At 71.2% G+C, this 25332-nt stretch carries 20 protein-coding genes and 2 pseudogenes; 8 read left to right on the top strand and 14 right to left on the bottom strand.

Translation table 11 applies throughout. The features are described from left to right. Nucleotides 1-36: 36 nt before the first annotated feature. The 5 genes and pseudogenes from AB0F72_RS13990 to AB0F72_RS13970 all read right to left on the bottom strand — a co-directional run. Nucleotides 37-399, bottom strand: a pseudogene (locus AB0F72_RS13990) (hypothetical protein); the annotation flags it as partial. Then, entirely contained in the window at nt 326-3547 is a 3222-nt protein-coding gene (locus tag AB0F72_RS13985) for an AAA family ATPase (RefSeq protein WP_360430345.1), read from the bottom strand. The pseudogene AB0F72_RS13990 and the gene AB0F72_RS13985, both read right to left, overlap by 74 nt. Further along, nucleotides 3487-3639 carry a zinc ribbon domain-containing protein gene (locus tag AB0F72_RS13980; protein ID WP_360430168.1) on the bottom strand — a complete coding sequence of 51 codons (153 nt, stop codon included), beginning with the start codon at nt 3637-3639 and terminating at the stop codon, nt 3487-3489. The genes AB0F72_RS13985 and AB0F72_RS13980 overlap by 61 nt, the downstream gene beginning before the upstream one ends. A 209-nt stretch (nt 3640-3848) precedes the next feature. Then, nucleotides 3849-5549, bottom strand: coding sequence for an aldehyde dehydrogenase family protein (locus AB0F72_RS13975; protein ID WP_360430166.1), 1701 nt, complete (start codon nt 5547-5549; stop codon nt 3849-3851). Continuing rightward, nucleotides 5546-7120 (bottom strand): FAD-dependent oxidoreductase, encoded by a 1575-nt coding sequence (locus AB0F72_RS13970; RefSeq protein ID WP_360430164.1) that lies wholly within the window; start codon nt 7118-7120, stop codon nt 5546-5548. The genes AB0F72_RS13975 and AB0F72_RS13970 overlap by 4 nt, the downstream gene beginning before the upstream one ends. A 128-nt stretch (nt 7121-7248) precedes the next feature. Between AB0F72_RS13970 and AB0F72_RS13965 the strand changes: the two genes are divergently transcribed. Both AB0F72_RS13965 and AB0F72_RS13960 read left to right on the top strand, forming a co-directional pair. Beyond that, a complete protein-coding gene (locus tag AB0F72_RS13965) occupies nt 7249-7890 on the top strand; it encodes a TetR/AcrR family transcriptional regulator (RefSeq protein WP_360430162.1) in 642 nt (213 codons plus the stop codon). Further along, entirely contained in the window at nt 7887-8333 is a 447-nt protein-coding gene (locus AB0F72_RS13960; RefSeq protein WP_360430160.1) for a hypothetical protein, read from the top strand. The genes AB0F72_RS13965 and AB0F72_RS13960 overlap by 4 nt, the downstream gene beginning before the upstream one ends. On the opposite strand, the gene AB0F72_RS13955 is transcribed toward AB0F72_RS13960, so the two are convergent. The 3 genes from AB0F72_RS13955 to AB0F72_RS13945 form a co-directional block, all read right to left on the bottom strand. Next, nucleotides 8279-8893 (bottom strand): hypothetical protein, encoded by a 615-nt coding sequence (locus AB0F72_RS13955; protein ID WP_360430158.1) that lies wholly within the window; start codon nt 8891-8893, stop codon nt 8279-8281. The genes AB0F72_RS13960 and AB0F72_RS13955 overlap by 55 nt on opposite strands. A 6-nt stretch (nt 8894-8899) precedes the next feature. Continuing rightward, a complete protein-coding gene (locus tag AB0F72_RS13950; protein ID WP_360430156.1) occupies nt 8900-10777 on the bottom strand; it encodes a glycoside hydrolase family 15 protein in 1878 nt (625 codons plus the stop codon). A gap of 126 nt (nt 10778-10903) precedes the next feature. Continuing rightward, nucleotides 10904-13264, bottom strand: coding sequence for a LuxR C-terminal-related transcriptional regulator (locus AB0F72_RS13945; protein ID WP_360430154.1), 2361 nt, complete (start codon nt 13262-13264; stop codon nt 10904-10906). Between the two features lie 235 nt (nt 13265-13499). Here AB0F72_RS13945 and AB0F72_RS13940 point away from each other — a divergent pair, with 235 nt between their 5' ends. Both AB0F72_RS13940 and AB0F72_RS13935 read left to right on the top strand, forming a co-directional pair. Next, nucleotides 13500-15881 (top strand): hypothetical protein, encoded by a 2382-nt coding sequence (locus AB0F72_RS13940; protein ID WP_360430152.1) that lies wholly within the window; start codon nt 13500-13502, stop codon nt 15879-15881. A gap of 148 nt (nt 15882-16029) precedes the next feature. Next, entirely contained in the window at nt 16030-16587 is a 558-nt protein-coding gene (locus AB0F72_RS13935; RefSeq protein WP_360430150.1) for an LURP-one-related family protein, read from the top strand. Nucleotides 16588-16664: 77 nt separating this feature from the next. On the opposite strand, the gene AB0F72_RS13930 is transcribed toward AB0F72_RS13935, so the two are convergent. Continuing rightward, nucleotides 16665-17093, bottom strand: a complete 429-nt coding sequence (locus tag AB0F72_RS13930) for a hypothetical protein (RefSeq protein ID WP_360430148.1) — start codon at nt 17091-17093, stop codon at nt 16665-16667. Nucleotides 17094-17199: 106 nt separating this feature from the next. Continuing rightward, nucleotides 17200-17637, bottom strand: coding sequence for a DUF1622 domain-containing protein (locus AB0F72_RS13925; protein ID WP_360430146.1), 438 nt, complete (start codon nt 17635-17637; stop codon nt 17200-17202). A gap of 249 nt (nt 17638-17886) precedes the next feature. On the opposite strand from AB0F72_RS13925, the gene AB0F72_RS13920 reads away from it, so the two are divergent. After that, nucleotides 17887-18603 (top strand): NAD(P)-binding domain-containing protein, encoded by a 717-nt coding sequence (locus AB0F72_RS13920; RefSeq protein WP_360430144.1) that lies wholly within the window; start codon nt 17887-17889, stop codon nt 18601-18603. Between the two features lie 55 nt (nt 18604-18658). Here AB0F72_RS13920 and AB0F72_RS13915 read toward each other — a convergent pair whose 3' ends face one another. From AB0F72_RS13915 to AB0F72_RS13900, 4 genes are read right to left on the bottom strand one after another with little or no spacing between them, the layout of a single operon-like run. Then, nucleotides 18659-19303: a response regulator transcription factor gene (locus AB0F72_RS13915; protein ID WP_360430142.1), complete on the bottom strand. Its 645-nt coding sequence runs from the start codon at nt 19301-19303 to the stop codon at nt 18659-18661. Continuing rightward, nucleotides 19291-20550: a sensor domain-containing protein gene (locus tag AB0F72_RS13910; protein WP_360430140.1), complete on the bottom strand. Its 1260-nt coding sequence runs from the start codon at nt 20548-20550 to the stop codon at nt 19291-19293. Before AB0F72_RS13910 ends, AB0F72_RS13915 begins: the two co-directional genes overlap by 13 nt. 31 nt (nt 20551-20581) lie before the next feature. Then, on the bottom strand, nt 20582-23089 hold the full coding sequence (locus AB0F72_RS13905) for an ABC transporter permease (protein ID WP_360430138.1): 2508 nt from the start codon (nt 23087-23089) through the stop codon (nt 20582-20584). Continuing rightward, a complete protein-coding gene (locus AB0F72_RS13900) occupies nt 23086-23817 on the bottom strand; it encodes an ABC transporter ATP-binding protein (protein ID WP_360430136.1) in 732 nt (243 codons plus the stop codon). The genes AB0F72_RS13905 and AB0F72_RS13900 overlap by 4 nt, the downstream gene beginning before the upstream one ends. Before the next feature lie 167 nt (nt 23818-23984). Between AB0F72_RS13900 and AB0F72_RS13895 the strand changes: the two are divergent. The 3 genes and pseudogenes from AB0F72_RS13895 to AB0F72_RS13885 all read left to right on the top strand — a co-directional run. Then, nucleotides 23985-24320: pseudogene (locus AB0F72_RS13895) on the top strand (metalloregulator ArsR/SmtB family transcription factor); the annotation flags it as partial. 113 nt (nt 24321-24433) lie between these two features. Then, nucleotides 24434-24907, top strand: coding sequence for an SRPBCC domain-containing protein (locus AB0F72_RS13890; RefSeq protein ID WP_360430134.1), 474 nt, complete (start codon nt 24434-24436; stop codon nt 24905-24907). Further along, nucleotides 24900-25307 carry a DUF6069 family protein gene (locus tag AB0F72_RS13885; RefSeq protein WP_360430132.1) on the top strand — a complete coding sequence of 136 codons (408 nt, stop codon included), beginning with the start codon at nt 24900-24902 and terminating at the stop codon, nt 25305-25307. The genes AB0F72_RS13890 and AB0F72_RS13885 overlap by 8 nt, the downstream gene beginning before the upstream one ends. The last annotated feature ends 25 nt before the right edge of the window (nt 25308-25332 follow it).

Genomic DNA, 25332 nt, shown 5'->3' with positions numbered 1-25332 from the left:
AATCTTGCCGGCAAGCGGTTCCGGGACCCACAGTGGCTTGTTCTTCCTGCGCCGGAAGGTGCGCGAAACCGCCCGGTCGTGTGTCTCCGACGGCTGCTGCGCAATCGTCAATTCCGTGTCGAAGGCCGCCTCGATGTCGGCGACGGTCCCCTGGAGCACGACGAATCTCGCGGGAAGGCCCGTTTTGATTTCGGTGAGCCGGTTCGCCGCAGCGAATTTCTGGAGCTCCGGCAGATCCGACGCATCGCCGAGCGCGACGGTTATGATGATCTCTTCCGCGCCGAGGCTCTTCTCGGTCAGCGTAGCTCCGCGTAGTTCGAGCTCTTTACCGGTCAGCGTCCTCGCGCTCCCGGGAATCGGGAACCTGACCGGATTCTGCGAAGTCGTCGGGGTGCTCATCTGATTCCTCCATCGCATTCGCCGGGTCCAGTGCGGACCGCTGATCGTCGACGAAGCCACGGCATTCCCGCGCCTTCACGACATTGCCTTTGTCCCGGTACAGGGCCAGCGCCTCGGTCGCCGCCTGAGTCGCCTCGATCGGCAGGCCGGCCAGCCCGCGGCACTCCGCGAGATCGAAGAGCGCGTCGGCCCGTACGTTCGGGTCGTTGATCGTGTGGGAGAGCGCGACCGCCTCCTCCGCCAGCGCCACCGAACGGAAGCTGTCGCCGCCGCGCGCCAGCACCTTCGCGGAGGTGCCGCGCCACAGCACCTGGGTGTGCACGTCGTCCGAGGCGGCGTTCTCCTTGATCTCGTCGGTCAGCTCGACGGCCTCGTCGAACCGGTCGAGGTGGTACAGGGCCTCGGCGAGATAGGCCGCCCCGGTCAGCCGGTAGGTCTGCTCACCGAGCCGGCCCAGAGCCTCGTAGCCGCGGCGGAAGTGGCGCTCGGCCGAGGTCCAGTCACCGGCGAGGGACTCGACCATCCCGGAGTACTGCCAGGTGCTGGCCGCCCACAGCGGGAGGCCGAGCTCCTCGCACAGCCGGCGGGCCTGCACCACGTGTGCCAGTGCCTCCCGGAACCGGCCGAGGAAGGCACGCAGCCGGCCCAGGTGCAGCGACGCGCCGGCTTCCAGGAGACGCCATCCCTTCGTACGCGCCAGGTCGAGCTGATCCTGCGCGTAGGCGGCCGCGTCGATGGCCGGGATCGCGCCCTGCGCCATCGACCCGATGATGCCCCAGATGATCCAGGCCTCGTTGCGGGTGTCGCCGGACCGGTGCGCGTAGTCCAGCGCCTGTTCGAGCGCCTCCTGGCGGGCGGTCATGTCGCTGCGCATCAGGTGCACGACCCCGAGCAGGTTCCAGACCTCGGCGAGGTTGCGGTGGTCGCCGATCCGTTCGAACACCTCGATGGCCTGACCGGCGCAGGCCATCGCGTCCTCGGTGCGGCCCTCCGGGTCGGTGTAGAGCTGGATGAACGCCTGCTCGACGAGGCCCTGGGCGCGCAGGCGTTCGTCGCCGGCGGCTGCCGCCCCGGCGATGAGGTCCGACACGACGGCCTGCGCCTGCGGGAACTGACCGGCGCAGCGGAGCACTCTGCCGAGCAGCGCCTGCGCCTCCAGTTTCTCCGGATCGTCGTCGGGCAGCAGGGCCACCGTACGGGTGAGCAGCGTGGCGGCAGCGCAGAGATCACCCAGCCCGAAGGCGCGCCGCCCGGCCTCGCCGAGTCTGGCGGCGGCCTCGACGGCGAGTTCACGGCTGTGCCGGTCGAGCAGATTCAGCTCGAACCGGTACCGGTACGCCTGCTCCAGGTGGTATCCGACGAGCTCGTCGATGTTCCGGTCGCCGCCCTGCAGCCGGTCCTGCACCCACCGCGCGAAACGCTCGTGCAACGCCCATCGCTGGGACTTGGGCAGCGATTCGTACGCGGCGTCGCGGATCGCCATGTGCCGGAACCGGAACGTGTCGTCGTCGAGGAGCTCCGAGGTGGCGGTGTTGATGAAGCCCTTGCGGGTGAGGGCGAGGAGGTTGGCCTCGACACCGGCGCGCGCCTCGGGATCGGTGAGTTCGACGACGGCCCCGCGGTAGAAGACCCGGCCGACGACGCCGGCGCGCTGCGCGAGCGCCTGTGCGCTGCGGGGCAGCCGTTCCAGCCGTTCGGCGAGGATGGCCTGGATGGACGGCGGCAGCGGGATCGTCGGCGTGGTCCGGTCGGCGATGCTCCACTCGCCGTCCACGCGCCGCAGCGTCCCCTCGTCCAGGAGCATGCCCAGCAGCTGTTCGAGGACCAGGGGGTTCCCGGCCGCGGTGTCCCCGATCCGATTCCAGGTGTCCCGCGCCACCGGGGTGTAGTCCAGCAGATGGCCGACGAGCCGCGCCGACTCGTCGCGGCTCAGCGCGTCCAGCAGGATGGAGGTGGCGTTGGTCTTGCCGCCGCCCCAGGCCGGCCGGTTCTCGAGCAGTTCCGGCCGGGCGAGGCAGAGGATCAGCAGCGGCACCTCGCCGGACCATTCCGCCACGTGGTCGACGAGGTCGAGGAAGGTCGGCTCGGCCCACTGAAGGTCGTCGAAGATCACGACCAGGGGTTCGCGCCGGGCCAGACTCTCCAGGAACCTGCTGACCGACCAGAGGATCTGCTCCAGCGGAGCCGCGGTGTCCGACAAACCGAGAACGCAGAGAAGGTGGTCGGCGACGGACCGGGCGCTCTCCTGCCCGCCGAGGGCGCCGAGCGCGTCCAGCAGCTTGGCTCGGGCCGTCGTGGCGGTCTCCTCGACGTGCAGATCCGCGGCCTGCCGCACCATCTCCGCCACCGGCCAGAACGTGATCCCCTTGCCGTACGGCAGACACCGCCCGGTGACCACCGTCGCGCCGCCCGCCAGCGCCGAGGCGAACTCGCGCACCAGCCGCGATTTCCCGACCCCGGCGTCACCGAGGACGGTGAAGAGCTGGCACGTCCGGTTCGAGACGGCACGCTCGAACACCTGCTGCAGCAGGGCCTGCTCCTGTTCGCGGCCCACCATCGGGGCGTCCAGATGTGGCGCCCGCTCGCGCGGGCCGCGCAGTCCGAGCAGGCGCAGCGCGTGGATCGGCGCCTGCCGGCCGGTGGGTGACGCCGGAGCGGTCGGCTCGACCGTCGAGCTGTCGCGCACGAAGGCATGTGTCGCGTCCGAGATCAGGATGTCGCCGGGCCGGGCCGCTCGTTCGAGGCGGGCCGCGAGATTCAGCGCGTCGCCCGCGACGGCCATCTGCCCGTCGACGGGGTCGGCGGCCACGACCGTACCGGTGCCGATCCCGATCCGCGGCGACAGACGCGTCCGCCAGGCACGGTGAAACGCGTCGTTGCGGCCGCGCAGATCCGATACCAGGTCCAGAGCCGCGCGAACGGCCCGGAGAGCGTCGTCGCTGTGCACCCGGGGAACGCCGAAGACGGCCAGAATCACGCCGCCGGACGACGGCAGCACGGTCGCCCCATAACGATCGAGAACCCGTCCGGCATCCTCCAGAAAAACGTTCATCAATTCCTTGAGGATTTCCGGATCGAGTGACTCACTCAGCTCCTGGTAACCGTCGATCCCGCAGCGCAGGGCCGTGACGACCTTCCGGGTTTCCAGCCGGCGTCCGCGCCGCGCAATTGATCACCGCAATCGGGGCAATAGCGTGCCTCGTCAGCGTTTTCTCGCGCACACCGGCTGCAAACAATCATCTGACCGATCCAATACTCGACATGCGCGAGAAAGATCCCATTGACGCAGCTCAGAATAGACCCGTAATCGCCGCCGCAGCAGTCGACTCTTGGACATCAATGCGGCTCGCGCGGGTCCAATCGGAGACAGTGGACGTAGCAACAAAGAAGACGACTGCCGGCGATCACCCGGCGAGCGCGGCGGTGGCGGCGCGGCGCGGCGCGGCGCATCAGCCGCGCAGGGCGGAGAGGAAGATCGCGGGCAGCTTCGACCAGCCCGGTTCGGCGGCGAACCGGGTGAGCAGCCGCCCAGTGGCCGCCGCGGTCCGGTTGCCGGTGAACCAGGGCGGTTTGGGGGCGAACGTGAGATCGCCGTGCGCGAGGGAGCGCGGCATCGGGCGGAACGGCCCGCGGACCACGGTGCGCTCGGTGTGGTCGAGCAGCAGGGCATTGTGTACGACCCCGATGCCGCTCTGCACGTCCTGGATCGTGTGGCCGGGGAAGGCGCCCCAGGTGGCCCGGGCGGTGAGGTAGCCGAACGCGGTCCAGGCGTTCACGGCGATCGTGCCGTATCGCAGGTCGGCGAGCGCCTCCTCGAAGGCGGCGCCCAGTTTCCGCCGGGTCGCCGGGTCGACGAGCAGGTTGACGCCGAGGGTCCCGGCGAAGCACTCGTTCGCGGTCCGCACCGCGGCCCGCAGGAAGGTGATGCCGCGTCCGGGGAGCTCGGTGACCGCGAGGGCGGGGGCGAAGAACTCCTCGGTGAGCGCGTACTCGCCCTTCTCCGGCGCGACGCCGAGCACCAGGGTCCGGCTGCCGGCCGGCCCGACGGGTTTCGCGGCGGGGTAGTGCTCCCGGACCCGGGCCACCCGGTCGTCGCTGCCCGGATAGTAGGCGTCCCGGGCCGGCGCCTCGCCCATCGCGCGTTCCAGCTCCCGCAGGAACTGCCGTTTCTGCGGCCAGTCCGAGCTGACCACCACGACCTGCGACGCGACACAGTTGTACCCGCCGTTGTGCAGTCGCTGGGTGGCCACGTGCTGGGCGTGGAATCGCAGGTCCCGCGCCGACCAGTCGCCGGGGACGACGATGGTGGGGCTGACCCCGCCGAGCTCGCTGGAGATCGGTTTGGTGAGGATCGGGCTGCGGCCGGGCGACGTGGCGCCGGCCCCGAAGACGATGGCGTCGTGGGTCACGGCGCTGCCGGTCATGTGGACGGCTGCCACATCGGGATGGTGCACGAGGGCGGCGCCGGCTTCGGCTCCGCCGGTGAGGATCCGGACGAAACCGGCTTCGACGTACGGGGCGAAGATCTTCTCGAAGATCGGCAGCAGGGGATCGGTGACCGGGTTGAGCTTGAGGGCCACCACCTGGTTGTGGGCGTACAGCGCGTACAGGGTGTCGAGCGGGGCGATGGAGGAGACGTTCCCGGCGCCCATGATCGCGCAGATCCCGCCGGTGCGCTGCGGCGTCCGCTGGCCGAGCCCGGCGCCGGCGCGCACCGTCGCGGCGTCGACTCCCGGCGTCGTCCACACTTCGGCCGTGTATCCGCTGAGCAGCAGCCGGTCGAAGATGTCGTGCGGGAGCACGTGCACCGCGGACCGGCCGCCGGGCGCCCGGCTGATGCGCAGGCCGTCGGCGGGACCGCGACCGGACTCCAGCTCCCGCAGGCTTTCGGCGAGCGCCCCGGCCGCGGCGAGGAGCGGATAGGGCCCGCTGAGCCATTCCTCGCCCATGAGCGGGGAGCGCGGATCCAGTCGCTTGATCCGGCCGGCCACCCGGACCCACTCGTCGGCGTGCGCGAGCGTCAGGCCGCGGAGCCGTTCGAGCAGAACCCGGCGTCCCCGCAGCGGCAGCGCGCCCCACGCGGTCTCACCTCTGGACAGAGCGGTGACGGCGTCGCCGACCGTCCGGTCGATGTCCGCGGCGCCGGTCATCGGGTGCCCCGCAGCAGGTCCGCGGCACGCTCGCCGACCAGGACCGCCGCCGCGTGGGTGTTGCCGTGCGGTATGCGCGGGAAGACGGAGGCGTCCGCGACCCGCAGACCGTCCACGCCGTACACCCGGAGCTGGGGATCGACCACGCCGCTGGTCTCGCTGCCGATCCGGGCCGTGCACGCGGGGTGATAGGTGTGTTCCGCGCTCTGCCGGATCTCGCTGACGATCTCCTGGCGGCGTCGCGCGGCCGTACCCGGGTGCAGTTCCTTGCCGACGACGGCCCGCAGGGGCGGCGCGGCGGCGACCTCACGCGCCCGCTCGATCGCGGTGACCATCGACGCCATGTCCGCGGGCTCGGCGAAGTAGTCGAACGTGATCGCGACCTTCGCCTGCGGGTCACCGCTGCGCAGCCGGACCTGACCGGTGCTCAGCGAGCCGACCAGTGAGCAGCCGATGGCGAACGCCGGCCGCGGATGCGTGGCGAGGCCGTGCTGCCAGAAGTAGCTGGGACCGGCGAGGAACTGCATGTCCGGCGCCTCGTCGCCGGAGCGGGTGTGGAAGAAGGCGCCGGCCTCGGCGACGTTGGAGGTCAGCAGCCCGCGGCGGCGCGCGAGGTAGTTCACCAGGTGGATCGGTGACTCGGCGCCGGCCAGGGTGCCCTTGGCGGTGGTCTCGTAGTTGAGGATGTAGACGGGATGGTCCATCAGGTTGGCGCCGACGTTCGGGTTGTCGAGGAGCACCGGGATGTCGTGCTCGGCGAGATGGCCGGCCGGGCCGATGCCGGAGAGCATGAGCAGCTGCGGGGTGTTGAAGGCCCCGGCGGAGAGGACGACCTCGCGCTCGGCGCGGTGGAACCCCACGGTCCCGCCGCGGCTGACGTGGACGCCGGTCGCGCGCCCGCCGTCGATCTGCACCCGCAACACATGGGTGTCCGGCTGGACGGTCAGGTTGGCGCGCTTGCGGGCCGGGGTGAGGTAGCCGTCCGCGGTGGTCCACCGCTGACCGCGGCGATGGGTGAGCTGGAACAGACCCGCTCCCAGCTGCTCGGCGCCGTTGAAGTCGTCGTTGCCGGGCAGGCCGGTGGAGATCATGGCCGCCACCAGGCTGCGGCTCAGCCGGTTGGGGGAGCGGGGGTCCTGGACGAAGAGCGGGCCGTCGCCGCCGTGGAACTCGCTCGCGCCGCGGGAGTTCCGCTCCGAGCGTTTGAACAGCGGGAGCACCTCGTCGTACGACCAGCCGGTCGCGCCGCCCTTGGCCCAGTCGTCGTAGTCCGAGCGGTGGCCGCGGATGTAGATCATCGCGTTCTGGCCGCTGGAGCCGCCGAGCATCTTGCCGCGCGGGTGGTACAGGCGGCGTCCGCCGAGCTGCGGCTCGGGCTCGGTCCAGAACTCCCAGTCGTACTTGGTCCGGAACTGCTTCGAGAAGGCGACCGGGACCTGGACGCTGAGGTGACGGCTGGATCCGCCGGCCTCGAGCAGCAGCACCGTCGTTCCCGGATCCTCCGACAGCCGTGCGGCCAGCGTGGCGCCCGCTGACCCGGCCCCGACGACGATGTAGTCGTACGTACCCACCGGTTACCCCACTCTCTTCGTGCCGCTATCGAACTGACTCTCTGGTAAGTTACCACCGAGTCAGTTCTTTTCGAAGGGAGTGCTGACCGGTGGCACACGCGAGCATGGCCGAATGTCAGACTGCGCAGATGGCAAAAACCGGTGGCGGTGCCGGCACCAAGGGAGTTCCGCGGGCCGACCGTGAGCAGCAGATTCTCGATGCCGCGGTGCAGGGGTTCGCCGAGCGCGGCTTCGCGTACGCCTCGATGGCGGCGATCGCGCAGCGGGCCGGAATTTCGAAGCCGCTCGTCTACGAGTACTTCGGCTCGAAGGAGGGCCTGTACCTCGCCTGCCTGAACCGCGCCGGTGAGCACCTGGTCGGCCACGTCGTCGACGCCCAGAACGGAACGACGCTCGGACGTGCCGGCGAGACCCTCGCCGCGATCTTCGCCGCGCTCGACGGCCGCCGCCTGGACTGGGTCATTCTCACCGACCCGACGCTTCCGGCCGGCTCAGCAGTCCACGAGGCGGCGTCCGGATACCGGGACCGGCTGCACCGGCTGGCCGTCGAGGGCACCCGTGAGGTGCTCGCCGGGCGTGGCCTCACCGACGACCAGGACCACGCGCTGAGCGCCCACGTGTGGGAGGCGGTCGTGACCGCTGTCGTCAACTGGTGGCTCGCGCACCCGGCCGAGACGGCCGCCGCGATGACGCAGCGCTGCGACCGGGTGATCGAGGCGCTCTCCGCGGTCAACGCGAGCACCGCGGCCGGTGCGGGGGGTCAGCTATGAGGGCAACCACCGCCGGGCGGCTGACCGGCGTCCTGCGCGCCGGAATCGGTGCGGCGCATCTGTTCGCTCCGGCATCGAGCAGCGCGCCCCTCACCGGTGAGGACGCGGTCACACCCGGTGCCGAGGCGTACATCAGGTTCTTCGGCGTGCGCGACGCGCTGCTGGGCGCGGTCGTCGCCGCCGCGGGGTCGGACGCGGAACTGCGACGCTGGGTCCGGTGGGCCGCCGTCGTCGACGCGGTCGACACGCTCAGCGTCGTCGCTGGTCTCCGCAGGCTGCCGGCCCGCCGCCGGTGGGCGGCGCTGGCGGTGCCGGGCACGGCCGCGGTGCTGGGCGTTCTCCTCGGCGCGGCGCTCGACCGGCAATCGCGCACTGACCCGGGAGCCTGTCAGGTGCCGGAGGGCGGCGGGGAGGCGCTGTGGAATCTGTCCAGGCGTCGCTGAACGAGCAGCGTGAGGGTGCCCGCCAGGACCAGCACGGCGACGTTCACGGCCAGGATCGCGGCTGCCGGCAGGCCCGATGCCGCGGCCAGGCCGACGCACATCGCGCACGGCGGCAGCAGGTCGGGACTGATCGCCATCGCCCCGACGACGAGCGTGGAGCTCTTGGTCAGGACGCCGAACGCCGCGATGACCCCGGCGCAGCCCATGAACGTCAGGTATTGGGGCACCGCCCGGGCGTACTGGCGGGACTCCATCGCCAATTCGCTCCAGGCCAGCGCGCCACCGCTCCACGAGGGCCGGTCGTTGCTGTGCAGCGTGCCCAGCGGACGGCTGACATCACGATGGACGATCGAGATGTCCTCCCCGGGCACACCGGTGGCTTCCAGCCGCGGCAGCAGGGAGTCGACACTCGCGGCGGGTATGTCCGCGGTGATCAGCACCCGCCCGCCGTCGACTGTCGTGCCGCCTCGCAGGATGTTCACGGCGGACGGTTCGGCGCGTAGGACGTCGAGCACATCCGCCTTGGCGGCGACAGGCGCGTACACGTTCAGGACCAGCACGACGGGTCAGGAGAATTCTTCGCGCGCTTCGGCGATGACCATGCGGGCCGCTGCTTCGATGAGGGCGAGGTGGGAGAAGGCCTGCGGGAAGTTCCCGAGGTGCCGGCCGGTCGAGACGTCGAATTCCTCGGCGTACAGGCCGAGGGGCGAGGCGACTCGCAGCAGCCGTTCCATCAGGTCGCGGGCGCGCTGTTCCTCGCCGACGATGGCCAGGGCGGACACCAGCCAGAACGAGCAGATCAGGAACGATCCCTCCTTGCCGGACAGGCCGTCGTCGGTCTCCTCGGTGCGGTACCGCAGGACGAAGCCGTCCTCGGTCAGGTCGTCGGCGATGGCGAGCACGCTGGCGTGCAGGCGCTCGTCGTCGCGCGGGAGGAAGCCGAACATCGCGGCGAGCAGTGTGGAGGCGTCCAGCGAGTCGGTCTCGTAGTGCTTGCGGAGCACACCGCGATCGGTCAGGCCGTGGGCGAGGATGTCCGCCTTGATCTCGTCGGCCGTCGCCCGCCATTCGGTCACCAGGGCCGGGGCACCGCGGATCTCGGCGAGCTTGGCCGCGCGGTCCAGGGCCACCCAGCAGAGCAGTTTCGAGGACACGTAGTGCTGTGGTTTGCCGCGGGCCTCCCAGATGCCCTGGTCCGGTTCGCGCCAGACCTGTGTCGCGCAGCGGGCCTGCACCTCGACGATCTGCCACAGCCGCCGGGGCAGCCGCTGACTGTGCCGGGTGTGCAGCAGGATCGAGTCCAGCACGGCGCCGTACACGTCGTTCTGCCGCTGGTCGAACGCGCCGTTGCCGGTGCGCACCGGGCTGGCTCCGTCGTAGCCGCTCAGGTGGCTCAGGGTCGCCTCGGTGAGATCACGGCGGCCGTCGATGCCGTACATGATCTGCAGGGATCCGTCATCGTTGGGTTCGAGGTCGGTGACGAACTGCATGAACTCGTCGGCCTCCCAGTCGAGCCGCAGGAAGTGCAGGGCCTGGAGGGTGAACGTGGTGTCGCGCATCCAGGTGTACCGGTAGTCCCAGTTGCGCTCGCCGCCGGGCGTCTCCGGCAACGACGTGGTCAGCGCCGCGACCGTCGCCCCGGTCGGCATGTAGGTCAGGCCCTTGATCGTCAGCGCCGAGCGCTGGATCGCCTCGCGCCAGCGGTGGTCGGGCATCCGGGCGCCGTTGAGCCATGACCGCCAGTACTTGGTGGTGGCGTCGAGTCGCCGGTTGGCCTCCGCGACGTCCTGCACCGAAGCCAGGCCCTCCGCCCAGGACAGTACGCAGTAGGCCTCGTCGCCCGCTTTAAGGACATGCCGGCCCCGGACCCGGTCACCCTCGACACCGAGCGCGAGATCGGTACGCAACCTGATCGTCTGACCGGCGCCTGTCGCGTCGGCCGTGTGCCGGTCGCCGTCGACGAGCGTCCACTGCGCCGGCACCCGCCCGTAGTCGAACACCGGCTCGCAGGACAGCTCGACCTCGACGGTCCCCTCGATGCACCGCACGGTGCGCACCAGCAGATGATCGGCGTCGTCGTCGGCCGGCGGCCGGGTGTGCGGGGTTACCTCGTCGGGCCGGTCGCGGGGACCCATGGTCAGCGCCTCGCGGACGACGATCCAGCCGGTCGGGGTCTGCCACGTGGTGACCACGACGTTCGTCCCCGGCTCGTAGCTGCGGGTGACCGGGTGGCTCGTCCCGAACGGCGCGAACATGAAGTAGCCGGCCTGGCGGTCCAGCAGGGAGCCGAACACGCTGGGCGAGTCGAAGCTGGGGACGCACAACCAGCCGATTCCGCCGTCCGGCGCCACCAGCGCGCCGGTGTGGCAGTCGGACAGGAACGCGTAGTCGGCGATCGGCGGGAACGGCGATGGTGCCGCCGCGCTCCGGTGCTGTTGGTCCATCAGTTGCCTCCCGCTCGTCGGCCTCACGGGCGCAGGCGCACCCCGCATGGCGCAAGCATGGTGCGGCCGCGGCGGCCGCGCCTCATCTGGTACGGATGGTTCGCGCCGTCACTGCTTGCCGGCGCGTCACGTCCGCAGTTCCTCCAGCAGACCGAGCTGGCGGGACCGGCTGACCGCGCTGGCGCGGGACGCCACCCCGAGCTTGTGGTAGATCGACTTGGCGTGTGCCCGGATGGTGTTCACCGAGACGTACAGCTCGGCGCCGATCTCGCCGAGAGTCAGATGTGTCGCGAGCATGGGAAGTACCCGGAGTTCGGCGCCGGTCAGCGACGAGGCCCCCGGCTCGGCCGGCGTCTGGATGGTCGACAGGTGCGCCCGGAGCTCGTCGGCCTCGTCGGTCAGGATGCCCAGCTCGGGCCGGTGCCGAAGCACCTCGTCGACCTCGGTCATCAGCGTCTTCGCCCCTGCCGTGTCGGCCAGCGCGATGTGCACGCGGACCAGCTGGAGGCGCGCCTGGACGGCGTAGAAGGGCACCACGTACGTGAGCAGGGGCCGCAGGCGTTGCGTCTCGGCGAGGGCGCGGCGGGTGGCGGGCAGATCGCCGCGATGCAGCGCGAGGCGGGCCCGCACCGTCCAGACCAGGGCCTCTTCGGTCCCGGGGTGCTGCGCGGCATCGCGTGCGCGATCGGCCAGGGACTGGGCGAGGCTCCACCCGCCGCGGGCGATGGCCAGCATCGATTGCAGGTACAGGGCGGCGACCAGGATCTCCTGGGCGTGTGTCTGCTCGGCGACGGTGACGGCGTCCTGAAGGTGCGCGTCGCAGCCGCCGGGCTCGCCGGACATGATGCACGCGACCCCGCGATAGAGGGCCGGCGTCGGCGACACGATGCCCGCGAGCGCGTACTTGGCGTCGGCCTCGTCCAGGTCGGCGCGCATCTGGGCCGCACCGCGGCGGCAGTGGACGGCCCGCAGCGTGGCCGTGTACGCCTCGGTGGCGGGATCGGCCGGCCAGCCCGGTCGCCCGTACTGCCAGTGGTCGATCAGATTCGCCCATCGTTCGGCTTCCACCGGGCGTCCGGTCACGGTGTAGAGGAATCCGGCCATCACGGCGATCATCGGATGCTTGTCGATCCCGCCCTGCCGTTCCAGCCAGGTGACCCAGCGCTCCAGGGTCTCGCGGCGGCCCTGCCAGTAGATCGGCAACCAGAGCTCGCCGACGAGCCGGGCGGTGGCCTCCACGTCCCCGGCCGTGATCGAGTACTCCAGCGCCTCCTCCGGCAGGTGATGCTCGAGGTACCAGCTCGCGGCACGGCGCTGCAGGGTGGTGATCAGCTCGGGTTCGTACCGTTCGAGCTCGGCCCGCAGCATGTCGCGAAAGAGGTGGTGGTAGCGGTACCACTGACCGCGGCGGTCCAGGGGCACCAGCAGCATGTTCGACCGGGCCAGATCGGCTAAGGCCGCGGCGGCGCCGGCCACGCCCAGCACCGCCTCGCACAGCGGCCCGGACATCCGCTCCAGCACCGCGCTCCGGACCAGGAACTCCCGCTGACCAGCGGGGATCCGGGCCAGGAACTCCGCCTCGATGTACTGGCTCACCAGCCGGTCGTCGCCCCCGAACGAGGCGACCGCCCGGTCGACGGAGCCGCCTTCGCGCAGGCACAGCGCGGCGAGGTACAGGCCGGCCGGCCATCCTTCGGTACGGGCGTAGAGCGCGACCACGTCGTCCGCCCGCAACGGGGCGCCTGCTTCGCGCAGCAGCGAGCCGGCCTCCGTGGCCGTCAGTGACAGGTCGGCCGCACTGATCTCCAGGATCCGGCCCTGTGTCCGCAGCCGGGCGACGCGCAACGGCGGGGCCGTGCGCCCGGCCAGCACCAGGCGGGAGCCGTCCGGGACGTTCTCCGCCAGGATGGAGATGGCGTCCCGGCACGGCCGGTCCTGCAGCAGGTGCACGTCGTCCAGCACGAGGACCACCGGCTTCCGCATCGACGCGAACGCCGACGCCAGCCTCGGCACGACGGAGCCGGGAATCGAGCTGGCCGGCGACGTGAGCGCGTCGAAGACCCGCGGGCTCAGCGGCTCGACGGCGTTGAGCGCTTCCGCGACGTACGTCAGCAGGACCTTGGGATCGTTGTCCGCCTCGTCCACCGACACCCAGGCGAACGTGTGGTTGCCCCGGTCGGCCCACTGTGACAGCAGGGTCGTCTTGCCGTAGCCCGCGGGAGCGACCACCGACACGATGCGCTGGGCGTCGGCATCGACGAGGAGCTCCAGCAACGACGAGCGGCGAACCGTGCCGGCCCGCACGAGCGGGGGCAGGAGTTTGGAGGCCGTCAGGTCGCTCGACCGGTTCGGCTGCTGCGCGTCGGCCACCAGGTCCGGCTCCACTTCGCCCGTCGGCTGATGCCCCCGGGAGCGGGCCGTCACCGTTGCCGAATCGTGTACGCCTGCTCCGTGGCGCAGGGCGGCCGCCACGAACGCATCCATCATCAAGTGGCAGCGGCCGGGCGTCAACGGGACCAACCGGGCATTCAGCCCTGTTCCGCCGCGCGGCCGTGTCAGGTTTCGGCGGCCGCCTCGGCCGAAGCCGGCCGCCTCAGCCGAAGCAGTGAGAGACGGCGAATGCCCGGGCCGCGCCGAGAAAGCGTGCGAAAGAATGAGCTGTTGCGATGTCAGTGGTGGTGCCATGCCTGTGCCATGCCGGCTCTATTTAGGGAGACCCGCCGTGAGTGTCGAACTTCAGATCCGCGACGTATCGCTCGCGGAATTGACGTCACGAAGTCTGCGGCGGCAGCTCCGAGCCACGTGCTGTCCCCGATTCTCGGGATTTTCCATCGATCATCTCGACGTGGTGGCGGGGGCCACCGTCGGCGTTGTCCAGTCCTCCGTCGAGGTGCGGGTTCCGGTCGACGTGTTCGCTGTCGCGGATGGGGAGCTGTTCGCCGCCGCCAATGGTGTCCCGGACGGTGCCGTGAACGCGGCTGCCCGCCTTTCTCTCCCGTTCCGTTTGCAGGTCACACTGAGCCAATTCGAAACGTCGACGGGTGAGGCCGCAACCCGTTCCACGCTGACGCTCAACCCGGTCAAGCCCGACATCGGGATGCTTGCCGAGCGGATCGGTGTCGATCCCGATCAGATCGAGGGACAACTGCGATCCCTCGTTCCGCCCTCGTCCATCGATCTCACCCCCCAGCTGGCCCTACTCGGAGTGACGCTGATCCAGAAGGCCGACATCGTGCTGGCTGACGGCGTCGTCGCCGTCCGGTTCGATGCGGCGAGCGCTCCTGTCTCGCGGTTGCTGCCCGGCCAGGACTGGGCGTTGTTCCTCGACTCGCCCGCGGTCGAGCGTCTCGTCCGTTCGAAAGTTGAGCCGTCGATCGCCAAACGCCTACCGGTGGCGGCCATCAGTGCCCAATACTCCTCGGTCGATGCTGTCCCGCGTGTCGACCTCGGGGTCCACCAGTCACTGACTATGGGGATCTTCACCGTACGAATCAGCGTCGATCTGCAAATCGATCTCAGTCTTCTGACCGGGCCGGCGCCGGCACTGCGCGCAACGATTCAATGGTCACTGCACGTCTTCTCCGACCTGGTTCCGGGATTCGTCGAGAAAATTGCGGAGAGCCTCATGGAGGACGCCTTCGACCCCCTCCAGTTCGGCGGAACACCGGCCGGCGACCACACCTTCGTCATGGATACGGCGCTGTCGTCCATTCAGTTCCTCGGAGTGCGATTCCGCTATGACACGATTTTCGGTTCCCCGGCAGGTATGACGATCGGCGGTGCCGTGACGATGCCGGGCCGGTACGAGCCGCCGTTCACCCTGACGGTTTCCGCACTCAGCGGGCCGACCAGGATTCAACTGTGCTCCATCGGCGCGCAGACGGGCGACGGGGCTCCCTCCGCCGAGCCGCCGACGATCAGCGACACCACATCGTTCGGCGAGGTGGTCATCGACGGCTGTGGAGCATTCTGTGGCGTCGAGGTTCGCAGCCCGGAAGCTTCCTTCATCCAGTATCTGTCATCACCCGATACTGGTTCCGCTCTCGAGTCCGCGACCGTTCGGGCCGCGATCCCTTACGCGGTCGCGGGCGTCGTGACCCAGCCCTTGACGTTCATCGTCCGCACGGCTCGAGGGGTACGTTTCGTCAACGTCGGCGTGCCGCCGAAAGCGGTGACCGACGCTACCGGACGCGTCCTCAACGCTCGCGACTACGACATCCCCGACTGCCCCCGTGTCGTTCCCCTGGAGCATGGCCGGTTCGGCCTCGGCTGGGGCGTGCACGTCGATGTGTTCAAGCCACCGCCCCTCGAGGATCCCAGCTGGGCGGCGTTCGTCCACGACCACGGTGGGCTCATCGTGCAGCTCGTGCGAGCGATCGGTCTCGACGCGGGTGAGCTTGTCCGATTCCGATCGGCCACGCACTCCATCGATGTGATCGCCGATGCCGGCGGTCGTGCCGTCCTGCCGGTCCTGCTCCCGCTCTCGGCAGCCGTCGAACCGGCGTTGCTCGCCCGCGCCGATGGCCGCTCGCTGGAGGGTCACGTCGTCGTTCGCACCGTGTTGTTCGAGCGCCATGTCACTCTGCCCGGGCTCCAGCGTTCCGTCCTCGGGCTCACACGTTCCGGGAACGCAACGATCGCCACCCGGGCAGCCGGGCGGACCCTCGTGCACACCGTGACGGCGATCGGTGTGGTGTCCCCGCCCGGGTCAGGCGCTGAGGACGTCGCACTGAATCCACAGCCGCTGCCTCCGAAGGAGGACGAGCCCCGACCGTCGCGGTCTGGTGGCGGGGACGGCAATGCGCAACGCATCGCCGAGCGCGCAGGGATCCGTGGGATGACGAGCGTGGTGACCGTTCCGGGCTTCGCGACCAGCGGGGTGGCTGTGGCCATCATGGCCGACGGAACAAAGTTGCTGCTCGACATCGGCCGCAGCGGCGCCGCGCGGATTTCGGGCCTGTTCGCGGGGCCGATCGGGACACTCGACGTGGCGGGCGGCTGGGCCGTGGCCGCCACGGCCGGCGACGTCGCGGTCTTCCGCGTCTCCACCGCCGATCCGGTCGGCGGCACCGGCGCGCGAGGGAGGGCAACGCTCCACGCGTGAAGGAGGGCAACGCTCCACGGGTGAGGGCGGGCAACGCCGCCGCGTGAGGGGGCGCCACCCCATCCGCGGTGGGTGAGGTGCCGCCGGGCCGGGCGGGTCATGCTGGGCCGGTGGGTGCCCTGCGCATCCGCGGGACGGAGGCGTCGAGATGGGACTGGGTGACCGGCGGGCGAGGCGGCACGAGGAGCGCGAGACGTTCGGGCACGGCGGCACCGCGCGCCGCTTCCAGCTGCGGCAGAAAATGATCTCGATCGGGGATGACTTCTGGATCGAGGACGAGCGTGGTGAGCGGGTCTTCCGGGTGGACGGGAAGGCGCTGCGGCTGCGCAAGACGTTCCACCTTGAGGACATGCGGGGCGAGCGGCTGTGCACCATCCAGAAGCGGGTCATGCACATCCGCGGCACGATGGCGATCGAGGGGCCGGACGGTGACCGGATGGCGCTGGTGCACAAGGCGCTGGTCTCGCCTCTGCGCGAGCGCTGGAAGGTCGATGTCGAGGACGGCGCTGACCTGCGGGCGCAGGGCAACATCGTCGACCACGAGTACGAGATCGAGAACGACGACGGCCGCAAGGTCGCGCAGGTGTCGAAGCGGTGGTTCCGGCTGCGTGACACCTACGGTGTCGAGATCGCCCCGGACCAGAATCTGGCGCTGGTGCTCGCCGTCGCGGTGGCCATCGACGAGATGACGCACGGCGACGACTGACAGCTACGCCGGCGCGGATCGGTCCCGGACCGGGACCGATCCGCCGGCTGCGTCCCGGCCGTGGACGGCCGGTCGGCTCACCGGGTGATGTCGCGGCCGTGTGCGGCCAGGGCCCAGATGACGAAGACGTCCAACGTGATGATCACCAGGGACCAGATCGGGTAGTACGGGATGAACGCGAAGTTGGCCAGTGCGCTGAGGCCGGCCAGGATGATGCCGACGACGCGGCCCCAGGTCTGCCCGGCCAGCACCGCGAAGCCCGCGCAGAGCACCACCAGCCCGAACAGCAGATGGACCCAGCCCCAGACGGTGACGTCGAACTCCACGACGTAGTTCGGGGTGTTGACGTAGATCTCGTTCTCCAGGAGGCCGACGAACCCGACGAAGGCCTGGAAACAGCCAACCATGATCATGAGTACGCCGGCGAACGTGGTCAGCCCGACGGCCCAGCCGTTGGGGCGCTTGTCGTGCGTACGTCCGTACTGTGAGGTTGTCTGTTCGGTCATGATCGGGTCTCCTGTCTGGCCGCGCCCGGACCGGAGCGCGCCGCGGGGTGGATTCGGTCGGCAATTGATCGGTGCCCATGAATCGATAAGATCGGCTCGGCCGACGTTATGGGTCGGCGCGCCGCGCGGCTTCGTCCGCAGCGGATGACTCCTCGGAGAGCGTCGGGCCAGGCGTGCGACGGCTCGTTCCCGGCGTGCCCGGCCGCGGGGCCCGGCGCCAGGGCGGGGCGCCCTCCAGTTCGATCTCCAGCGAGAAGCTGAGGAACGTACGCACCAGCACGATGATTCCGAGTGCCAGCGCGCTCTCCAGCGTGCGATCGACCGTGATGGTCAGGACGATGTCGGCGATGATCAGGACTTCCAGGCCCAGGAGGATGGCCCGGCCGACGTCCTGCCGGGCCCGCTGGTACGCGGCCTGCCGATCGCCCTTGACCAGGGTCGCCGAGGCCGACAGCAGCGCCCACAGCGACCCGATCGCCAGGATGGCCACCCCGGTGATCTCGAAACCGCTGACGATCCACTCCATCACCTGGTGAAAGCGCACGCCGGTCCGGCCTCCTCCCGCATCGATCGCTCGGCTCGACGCTTCCCGGTGGCGGCGCCGCGGGCATCGCTTCCGGCGGATGAATCGGCAGCGCCGGAACCGGCGGCGGGGCGTGCGGCCCGCTGCCGACGGCCGGGCGGGACCGGGCCGGCGTCGATCGCGTCACGTTGACAACCCGGAGGCTATCTCCGTATTTTTTGAGGTGGAAGCGGAGACATCCTCCGCTGAGAATCTGCAGCTGGAGCGGACATGCCCACCCTTGGCATCATCGGAAGCGGCAACATCGGCGCGGCCGTCGCGCGTCTCGCCGTCGCGGCCGGCATCCCGGTTGTCGTGGCGAACTCGCGCGGACCGGAAAGCCTCACCGGGCTCATCGCCGAACTCGGCCCGCTGGCCACGGCGGGCACTGTCGAGCAGGCCGCCCGGGCCGGCGACCTCGTCCTGCTGTCCGTGCCACTGACGGCGCACACCGCCATCCCCGCCGGGCTGCTCGACGACACGATCGTGCTGGACACCAGCAACTACTACCCGTACCGCGACGGCCGGATCGCCGAGCTGGACCAGGACAAGATCACCACCAGCGAGCTGGTCCACCGGCACTTCCGGGGAGCGCGACTGGTCAAGGCGTTCAACAACATCCTGGCCCACCACATCCCCCAGCTGGCCCGCCCGGCCGGCGCCGCTGACCGCACCGCCCTGCCGATCGCCGGTGACGACGCCGCGGCGAAGAGCGCCGCGGCCACCCTGATCGACCAGCTCGGCTACGACACCGTCGACGCCGGCCCGCTCGCGCAGAGCTGGCGCTTCGAACCGGAGGCGGCGGCGTACACCCGCCTCTACCTCGCCGACCCGGCCACCCCCGGCGAGCAGATGATGCAGGCTCCGGCCGGCCCCGTCGCGGCCGCCGGGCTGCGCCGTGCGCTCGATGCCGCCGAGCGGGTGCACGTGGCCGGCCGCGCCTTCTGACCCGGCGACACCACGGGCCGGCGGATCTCCGCTCGGCCCGGGACGGCTCGGCCGACTACTGATTGAGGTAGGTCAGGACGGCGCGTACTCGTCGGTTGGTGTCGTCCGCGGGCGGCAGGTCGAGCTTGGCGAAGATGTTGGTGATGTGCTTCTCCACCGACACCGGGGCCAGGAACAGGGCGCCGCAGATCGCGGAGTTGGACAGTCCTTGAGCCATCAGGTCGAGGACCTCCCGCTCGCGGGCGGTGAGTCCGTCGATGCCGTGGTTGCGGCTGCCGCGGTGGAACAGTTGCCGGACGACCTCGGCGTCCATCGCGGTGCCGCCGCCGGCGACGCGTTCCGCCGTGTCGAGGAAGTCGTCCAAGGCCGTCACCCGGTCCTTGAGGAGATAGCCGACCCCGCCTCGGCCGTCGGCGAGCAGTTCGGCGGCGTAGGCGCGTTCCACATACTGCGAGATGATCAGCACCCGGGTGCCGGGGTCGGCGGCCCGGAGCTCCAGGGCCGCGCGCAGGCCCTCGTCGCGGAAGCCGGGAGGCAACCGCACGTCCACGATGGACAGGTCCGGCCGGTGCTCGGTGACCGCGGCGATCAGACCGGGCGCGGTGTCGACGGCAGCCACGACGGTGTGCCCGGTGTCGGTCAGCAACCGCACCATGCCGTCCCGGAGCAGGAGCAGGTCTTCGGCGATCACGATGCGCATGGGAACTCCGCGTGCAGGGCGGTCGGACCGCCGGCCGGACTGGTGACGGTGAGCGTGCCGTCGAGTGCCTCGACCCGGCGGCGCAGCCCGTCGAGGCCCGACCCGGACGGATCAGCGCCGCCGTGGCCGTCGTCGACGAGGGTGAGGTGGATGGTGTCGCCGGATCGGCCCAGCGAGACGGTGCACCGGCCGGCGCCGGCGTGCTTGGCGGCGTTGGCGAGGCCTTCGGCGATCACGAAGTACGCCGCGGACTCGACAGCGGCCGGGTACCGCTCCGCGGGGTCGCCCTGGACGCTCACCGTGAGCGGGCTGTCCCCGGCCAGCGCGGCGACGGCGGCGTACAGGCCGCGGTCGGTGAGGATCGGCGGGTGGATACCGCGGACGAGACGGCGCATCTCGGTGAGGGCGTCGTCGAGCTGCCGGCGGGCCAGATCGATGTCGGCGGCGGCCTGAGCGGCGCCGGTGCCCGGCTCTGCGGGCCGGTCCGGTCCGCGCGGCCGGAGCTTGCGGGCGGCCAGGGCCAGTGTCATGCCGGCGGCCACGATGCGGGCCTGGGCGCCGTCGTGCAGGTCACGTTCGATGCGTCGCAACTCGGCGGCCTGGGCGTCCACGACGCGGCGGCGGGTCTCGGCCAGCCGGGCCGTCTCGTCGACCAGGTGCCGGTGCATGCCGGGCGCCAGCAGGGCGCGGGCGGCCCGGCCCTGCAACCGGCCGAGGGTGCGGATCAGCCAGGCGGCCGCCGGCAGCAGGAGGATGCCGAGCACGGTCAGGCAGAGCCGGCCGGGAACCGTGGTCATCAGGAATCGCATCGGCTCGGGCGCGTGCGGGTTCGGCACCGCCCACGCCCACAGCACGGCGGTGAGGATGCCGAGTTCCACGGCGGCGGTGACGATCGCGGCCACCGCGCCGGCCAGCCCGATCGGGAACAGCAGGACCAGCCAGACCAGGTCGCGCCACGTCGCGGGCTGGACAGCCACGGCCCGGACGCGTTCGCCGACGGTACGGCCGCTGCCAGGAACGTACGGTGAATTGATGGGTGTGCCGAGAACCCACCGGGCCCGGCGCCGTTCCGTGTCGGCGAACCGGCGGGTGACCCAGGAGGCGCCGAGGAAAGCCGGCCCGCCGAGATGGGTGATCGAGGTCAGCGTGACGGCGAGCGTGGCGGCCAGGCTCCAGACGAACCCGAGCACACCGGCGGGGAAGCCCATGATCAGGTACGCCAGGGCCCGCCCCGTCCGCAGCAGCATCGCGCTGATGTTACCGATCCCGGCCGCCACGTCATGCCCCCAGAACGGGCAGACTGCGACGGGGGACGACGAGCCGGATCGGCAGCACGCCCGCGAGCAGCCCGAGCCCGCCGACACCGCAGATCATTCCCAGGTACGTCGGGAGGTCCACGATGACCCGTGGAGCGCCGTCCTGTGCGGCGCTGAACGTCCCCACCACCACGCTGGTCACGATCACGCCCAGGGCCAGGCCGACGCCCACCGTGATGAGCGCCTCGCGCCACGCGAGCCGGTGCAGCTGTCCGGGAGTGGCCCCGGCCAGGCGCAGCCCGGCGTACTCGCGCCGGCGTGACGCCGTGGCGATGGCGAACGTGTTGACGACCGCGATCGCGGTGAATCCCAGGGAGATCACCATCATCAGTTCCCATCCGCCCTGCTGGTCCGAGGCGTCGCCGGGCGTCGCCGCCGCCACGGCAGGCGTGATCCGCACGCCGGGAAAAGCCGCAAGATCATTGGGTACGCCGCCCGAGTACCGCACCGCCATCGCGCCGACCAGCCCGCCGGGATCGTGCGCGGCGACCAGGTCGGCGGGCAGGACGAGGTCACCGAAGCCGCGGGCCCGCTCGTACACCGCGGTCAGGCGCAGCTGGACCTGATGACCGTCGGCCAGCCAGACCGGCACGTGGTCACCGATCCGCCAGTCGTACTGCCGGGTGAGGTAGGCGCTCGCGGCGAGCGTGCCCGGCCCGCCCAGGACGCCCTCGTGCACCGACAGATCCAGGGCCGGCGCCGTTCCGGTGGTCAGCAGGCCTTGCGCCGGGTAGTCCTGTGGCTTGCCGCCCTGCTCGACGACCACCCGGGTCGGCAGGGTCGTCGCGGAGCCGGTCACTCCGTCGGCGGCGGCGAGCCGCCGGGCCGTCGCGAGCGAGAGCCCGGCCGGTGCCGACACCTGCGCCGTGGCGGGTGCGCCGCGAGCGGTCTGCTCGGCCTCGGTCAGGTCGCCCACCAGCGCGTTGTTGAGCAGCATCACCGCGTTGACCGCGAACATGAGGACCAGCGGCACGGCGACCGCTGCGACCCGCCGCTGTTCCGCCCGGGTCACCAGCCCGGCCAGCCAGCCCGCGGCGCTGCCGGCTCCGAGGACCCGCGACAACGGCCCGGTCAGCAGGCGCACCAGCAGCGGGCCGAGCGCCGCGACAGCGCTCAGCAGCAGCGCCGTCGCGACGAAGCTCATCCCCATGCCCAGAGGCCCGTCCAGCGGCACGAACGTCAGCAGGGCGACGGCGCCCGCGGTGGACACCGCCGCGATGACCACGCGCGGCAGCAGTGCGCCGGTGGGAGCGGTCGCGGTCTCGGTCAGCGCCTGGGTCGGGGCGATCCGGACCGCGCGGCGTGCGGCGAGCCGTGCGCCGGCGAAGGTGACGAGCATCCCCGCCACCGCGGCGGCCACCAGGACGAACACCTGGACGCGGACCTCGAACTGGGCCGGGACCACACCCAGCTGCCGGAACCGCTCCGCCACCACCTCGGCCAGCACGATCCCGAGGGGGGCTCCGCCGAGCGCCGCCACGGCGGCCAGCAGCACGCTCTCGCATCCGAGCAGTCGCCGCAACTGTCCCGGCGTCGCGCCGACGGCACGGAGCAACGCGAGTTCCCGCAGCCGCTGCCGCACACCCAGCGTCACGGTGCCGGTCAGCACGAAGACGGCGGCGAATCCGGTCAGACCGAGGACGAAACCGAAGATCGAGATGGGCGCGATGTAGTCCGGCACGGCCCCGGGCAGGTCGGCGCGGGCCCGGTCGTCGCCGGTGTGCACGCGGGCGTCACCGGCGACCTCGCGCACCGCCGCGACCAGGGCGGCACGGTCGGCGCCGGGTGCGGCCACGACAGCCACCGCCGTCGGGCCGGCCGTGCCGGCGACCGCGGCGACCTCCGCGTCGGCCAGGAAGATCGCGCCCTGCGCGGGTAGTCCGTCGCGCCCGTCCGGGGCGGCGACGCCGACGACCCGGACCTGCCGGGTGCCCGTCCGTGTCGTGATCACCAGTGTGTCACCGGCCCGCCGGGCCAGGTCGGCGTCGAGGACTGCCTCACCCGGTTGCGGCGCCCGGCCACTGCGCAACGTGTACGGCGTCAGCGCCGCCGAAGCCCAGCCGTGCCCGATCACCGGCGCCCCGTCCGCGCCGCGCAGCACACGGCCGTCCGGCGTACTGGCCCGTACCGGAAAAGCGACGTCCGCAACGACGGCCGTGACCTGCGGCAGGGTCCGCAACCGGCCGGTCAGGCCGGCCGGCAGGATCTCCGACCCGGTGAGCTGCTCGGTCTTGACCTTCGTCTTGACCTTGTCCTTCTTCGTCGTGGTGGTGGTGACGCTGACCTCGTGCGGACCGGCCACCACGACGGTCGCGGCGGCGAACCGGTCGGCCGGCGGCCGGGCGGTCAGGACCGACGCCAGGAGCAGTCCGCCGCTGGCCAGCAGGGCGATCGCCAGCAGCGCGGCGACGAACGTGCCGAAGTAGACGCCGCGGTGCCGGCGTAGCGTGCCGAACGCCAGGCGGATCATCGCGCCGCCACCGCCATCATCCGCGCGGCGGCCTTCTCCGGCGTCGGGTCGGCCAGGTCGGCGACGACGCGGCCGTCGGCCAGGAACACCACCCGGTCCGCCCAGCCGGCCGCGACCGGATCATGCGTGACCATGACGACCGTCGTACCCAGGTCATCGACGGCCTCGCGGAGCAACGCCAGGATCTCGCGGCCCGCCGACAGGTCCAGGGCGCCGGTGGGCTCGTCCGCGAAGACGATCTCCGGCCGGGCGGCCAGCGCCCGGGCCAGGGCGACCCGCTGCCGCTGCCCGCCGGAGAGTTGCGCCGGCCGGTCACGCTCGCGCCCGCTCAGGCCCACCCGGCGCAGCACGTCCCGGGCCCAGGCCCGATCCGGCCGGGCACCGGACAACCGCTGCGGGAGCAGCACGTTGTCCCAGACCGACAACGAGTCCATCAGGTTGTAGGACTGGAACACGAAGCCGGCCCGGCGCCGCCGCGCCTTGGTGAGCCGCGGCTCCCGCAACGCGCCGATGTCCTCGCCCGCCAACCGGACCCGCCCGGCGTCGGGCCGATCGAGGCCGGCGGCGCAGTGCAGCAACGTCGACTTGCCGGATCCGGACGGGCCCATCACGGCCGCGAACGAGCCCGCGTCGAAGGCCACCGAAACACCGTCCAGGGCGCGGGCGCCACCCGGGTACGCCTTGGTGACGCCGGTCAGCTCGACCACCGGAACTCCACTGATTCTCATGAGGATCAGCCTGGTCGGCGGGGGAGGCGGGCAGTACACGGCGACCTATGGTCCCGATGGTGGGGAAACCCCTACCATGCCGCCACCCCCGGACGGGAGAAGTTCCCACACCCCGCGTTTCGGGTACGACATTGAACCAACCGGTTCAGTGTCGTACAGTGAACCGCATGGTTCAGCAAGACGCTCTCGACCGGGTGTTCGCGTGCCTGGCCGACCCGGTCCGGCGCGGTGTCCTGATCCGGCTCGGTGACGGCCCGGCCAGCGTCGGCGAGCTCACCGAGCCGACCGGCATGACCCTGACCGGCATGACGAAACACCTGCGCGTCCTCGAAGAGGCCGGCCTGATCGTGACCGAGAAGGTCGGCCGCGCCCGCCTGTGCCGCCTCGCCCCCGCGCCGCTCGACGAGGCGATGGCGTGGATCGCCTTCTACCAGCGGCTCTGGGCCCGCCGCCTGGACGGCCTCGACGTCTTCTTCACGCTTCGAAGCGGAACACGGCAGAACGAGACGCCGCCGCACGGCACACCGCCGCGCGAACCGCGGCCGCTCGGCACCCCGCCACACGAACCCCGGCAACGCGCGACGAACCCATCGGACGACGGGAAAGGACCCGGAGAATGAGCATCGACATGCGGATGACGCGGCAGCTGCCGGCCACACCGGAGGAGGTCTTCGACGCCTACACCGACGCCGAGAAGCAGAAGATCTGGTTCAGCATCCTCGACGAGGAGCCCGGCATCGTCGAGATCGAGGTCGACCTGCGGGTCGGCGGTACGCAGACCGCCGTCTGGGGTCCCAGCCCGGACGCGCTGTTCCGGGAGACGCAGACGTTCGTCGAGATCGACCGCCCGCACCGGCTGGTCACCGACTCGACCGGGTCCAGCCCGGACGGCATGACCATGCAGACCCGTATCGAGATCACCTTCGAGGCCCGTGACGGCGGGACGCTGATGACCGTGGTGCAGAGCGGCTTCCCCGTACCGGAGGTCCGTGATTTCTTCGTCGGCGAGGTCTGGGCCGGGGCGTTCGCCCGGATCGAGGCGTTCCTGACCCGCCGGACCCAGGATGCCCGCCGGACCCAGGATGTCTGAGCCGCCGCGGGCCGCGGTGGTCGCGCTCGGCGTGACCGCCGCGGTCGTGCTCAACCTCGCGGTGTACGCGATCGGCCGGGCCGCCGGCGCCACCTACCGGTTCACCTCGCGGGGCGAGCCGGCCGAGGTGGACGCGCTCACCGTGGCCGGGTTCAGCGCGGTTCCGCTGCTGATCGGCTTGACCGCTGTCGCGCTGCTGGCGCCCCGGGCCGGCTGGGTGGCGACGGCCGCGCTGATCGCCGGCCCACTGCTGGCCGTCGTCACGGTCCCGCTGATGACGGTGCCCGCGGACTTCGACACGGCCAGCACGGCGGCGCTGGCGATCTGCCACCTCATGCTGGTGCCCGTGATCGTCGTCGCGGTCCTGCGGATGCGGACGCGGCGTCCCGCACCAGCCTGATCGCCGGCGCATGCAGACCCGCGCC

It is taken from the genome of Actinoplanes sp. NPDC023936, assembly GCF_040639325.1.
Lineage (GTDB): Bacteria > Actinomycetota > Actinomycetes > Mycobacteriales > Micromonosporaceae > Actinoplanes.
This window is presented reverse-complemented; position numbering and strand designations above follow the sequence as displayed.

Bases quoted from the DNA above. Each gene is read 5' to 3' on its own strand.
- AB0F72_RS13980 (WP_360430168.1), bottom strand. From the start codon at position 3,639: ATGATTGTTTGCAGCCGGTGTGCGCGAGAAAACGCTGACGAGGCACGC.
- AB0F72_RS13975 (WP_360430166.1), bottom strand. From the start codon at position 5,549: ATGACCGGCGCCGCGGACATCGACCGGACGGTCGGCGACGCCGTCACC.
- AB0F72_RS13965 (WP_360430162.1), top strand. From the start codon at position 7,249: ATGGCAAAAACCGGTGGCGGTGCCGGCACCAAGGGAGTTCCGCGGGCC.
- AB0F72_RS13960 (WP_360430160.1), top strand. From the start codon at position 7,887: ATGAGGGCAACCACCGCCGGGCGGCTGACCGGCGTCCTGCGCGCCGGA.
- AB0F72_RS13950 (WP_360430156.1), bottom strand. From the start codon at position 10,777: ATGGACCAACAGCACCGGAGCGCGGCGGCACCATCGCCGTTCCCGCCG.
- AB0F72_RS13945 (WP_360430154.1), bottom strand. From the start codon at position 13,264: ATGATGGATGCGTTCGTGGCGGCCGCCCTGCGCCACGGAGCAGGCGTA.
- AB0F72_RS13935 (WP_360430150.1), top strand. From the start codon at position 16,030: ATGGGACTGGGTGACCGGCGGGCGAGGCGGCACGAGGAGCGCGAGACG.
- AB0F72_RS13930 (WP_360430148.1), bottom strand. From the start codon at position 17,093: ATGACCGAACAGACAACCTCACAGTACGGACGTACGCACGACAAGCGC.
- AB0F72_RS13920 (WP_360430144.1), top strand. From the start codon at position 17,887: ATGCCCACCCTTGGCATCATCGGAAGCGGCAACATCGGCGCGGCCGTC.
- AB0F72_RS13915 (WP_360430142.1), bottom strand. From the start codon at position 19,303: ATGCGCATCGTGATCGCCGAAGACCTGCTCCTGCTCCGGGACGGCATG.
- AB0F72_RS13910 (WP_360430140.1), bottom strand. From the start codon at position 20,550: ATGCTGCTGCGGACGGGGCGGGCCCTGGCGTACCTGATCATGGGCTTC.
- AB0F72_RS13905 (WP_360430138.1), bottom strand. From the start codon at position 23,089: ATGATCCGCCTGGCGTTCGGCACGCTACGCCGGCACCGCGGCGTCTAC.
- AB0F72_RS13900 (WP_360430136.1), bottom strand. From the start codon at position 23,817: ATGAGAATCAGTGGAGTTCCGGTGGTCGAGCTGACCGGCGTCACCAAG.
- AB0F72_RS13890 (WP_360430134.1), top strand. From the start codon at position 24,434: ATGAGCATCGACATGCGGATGACGCGGCAGCTGCCGGCCACACCGGAG.
- AB0F72_RS13885 (WP_360430132.1), top strand. From the start codon at position 24,900: ATGTCTGAGCCGCCGCGGGCCGCGGTGGTCGCGCTCGGCGTGACCGCC.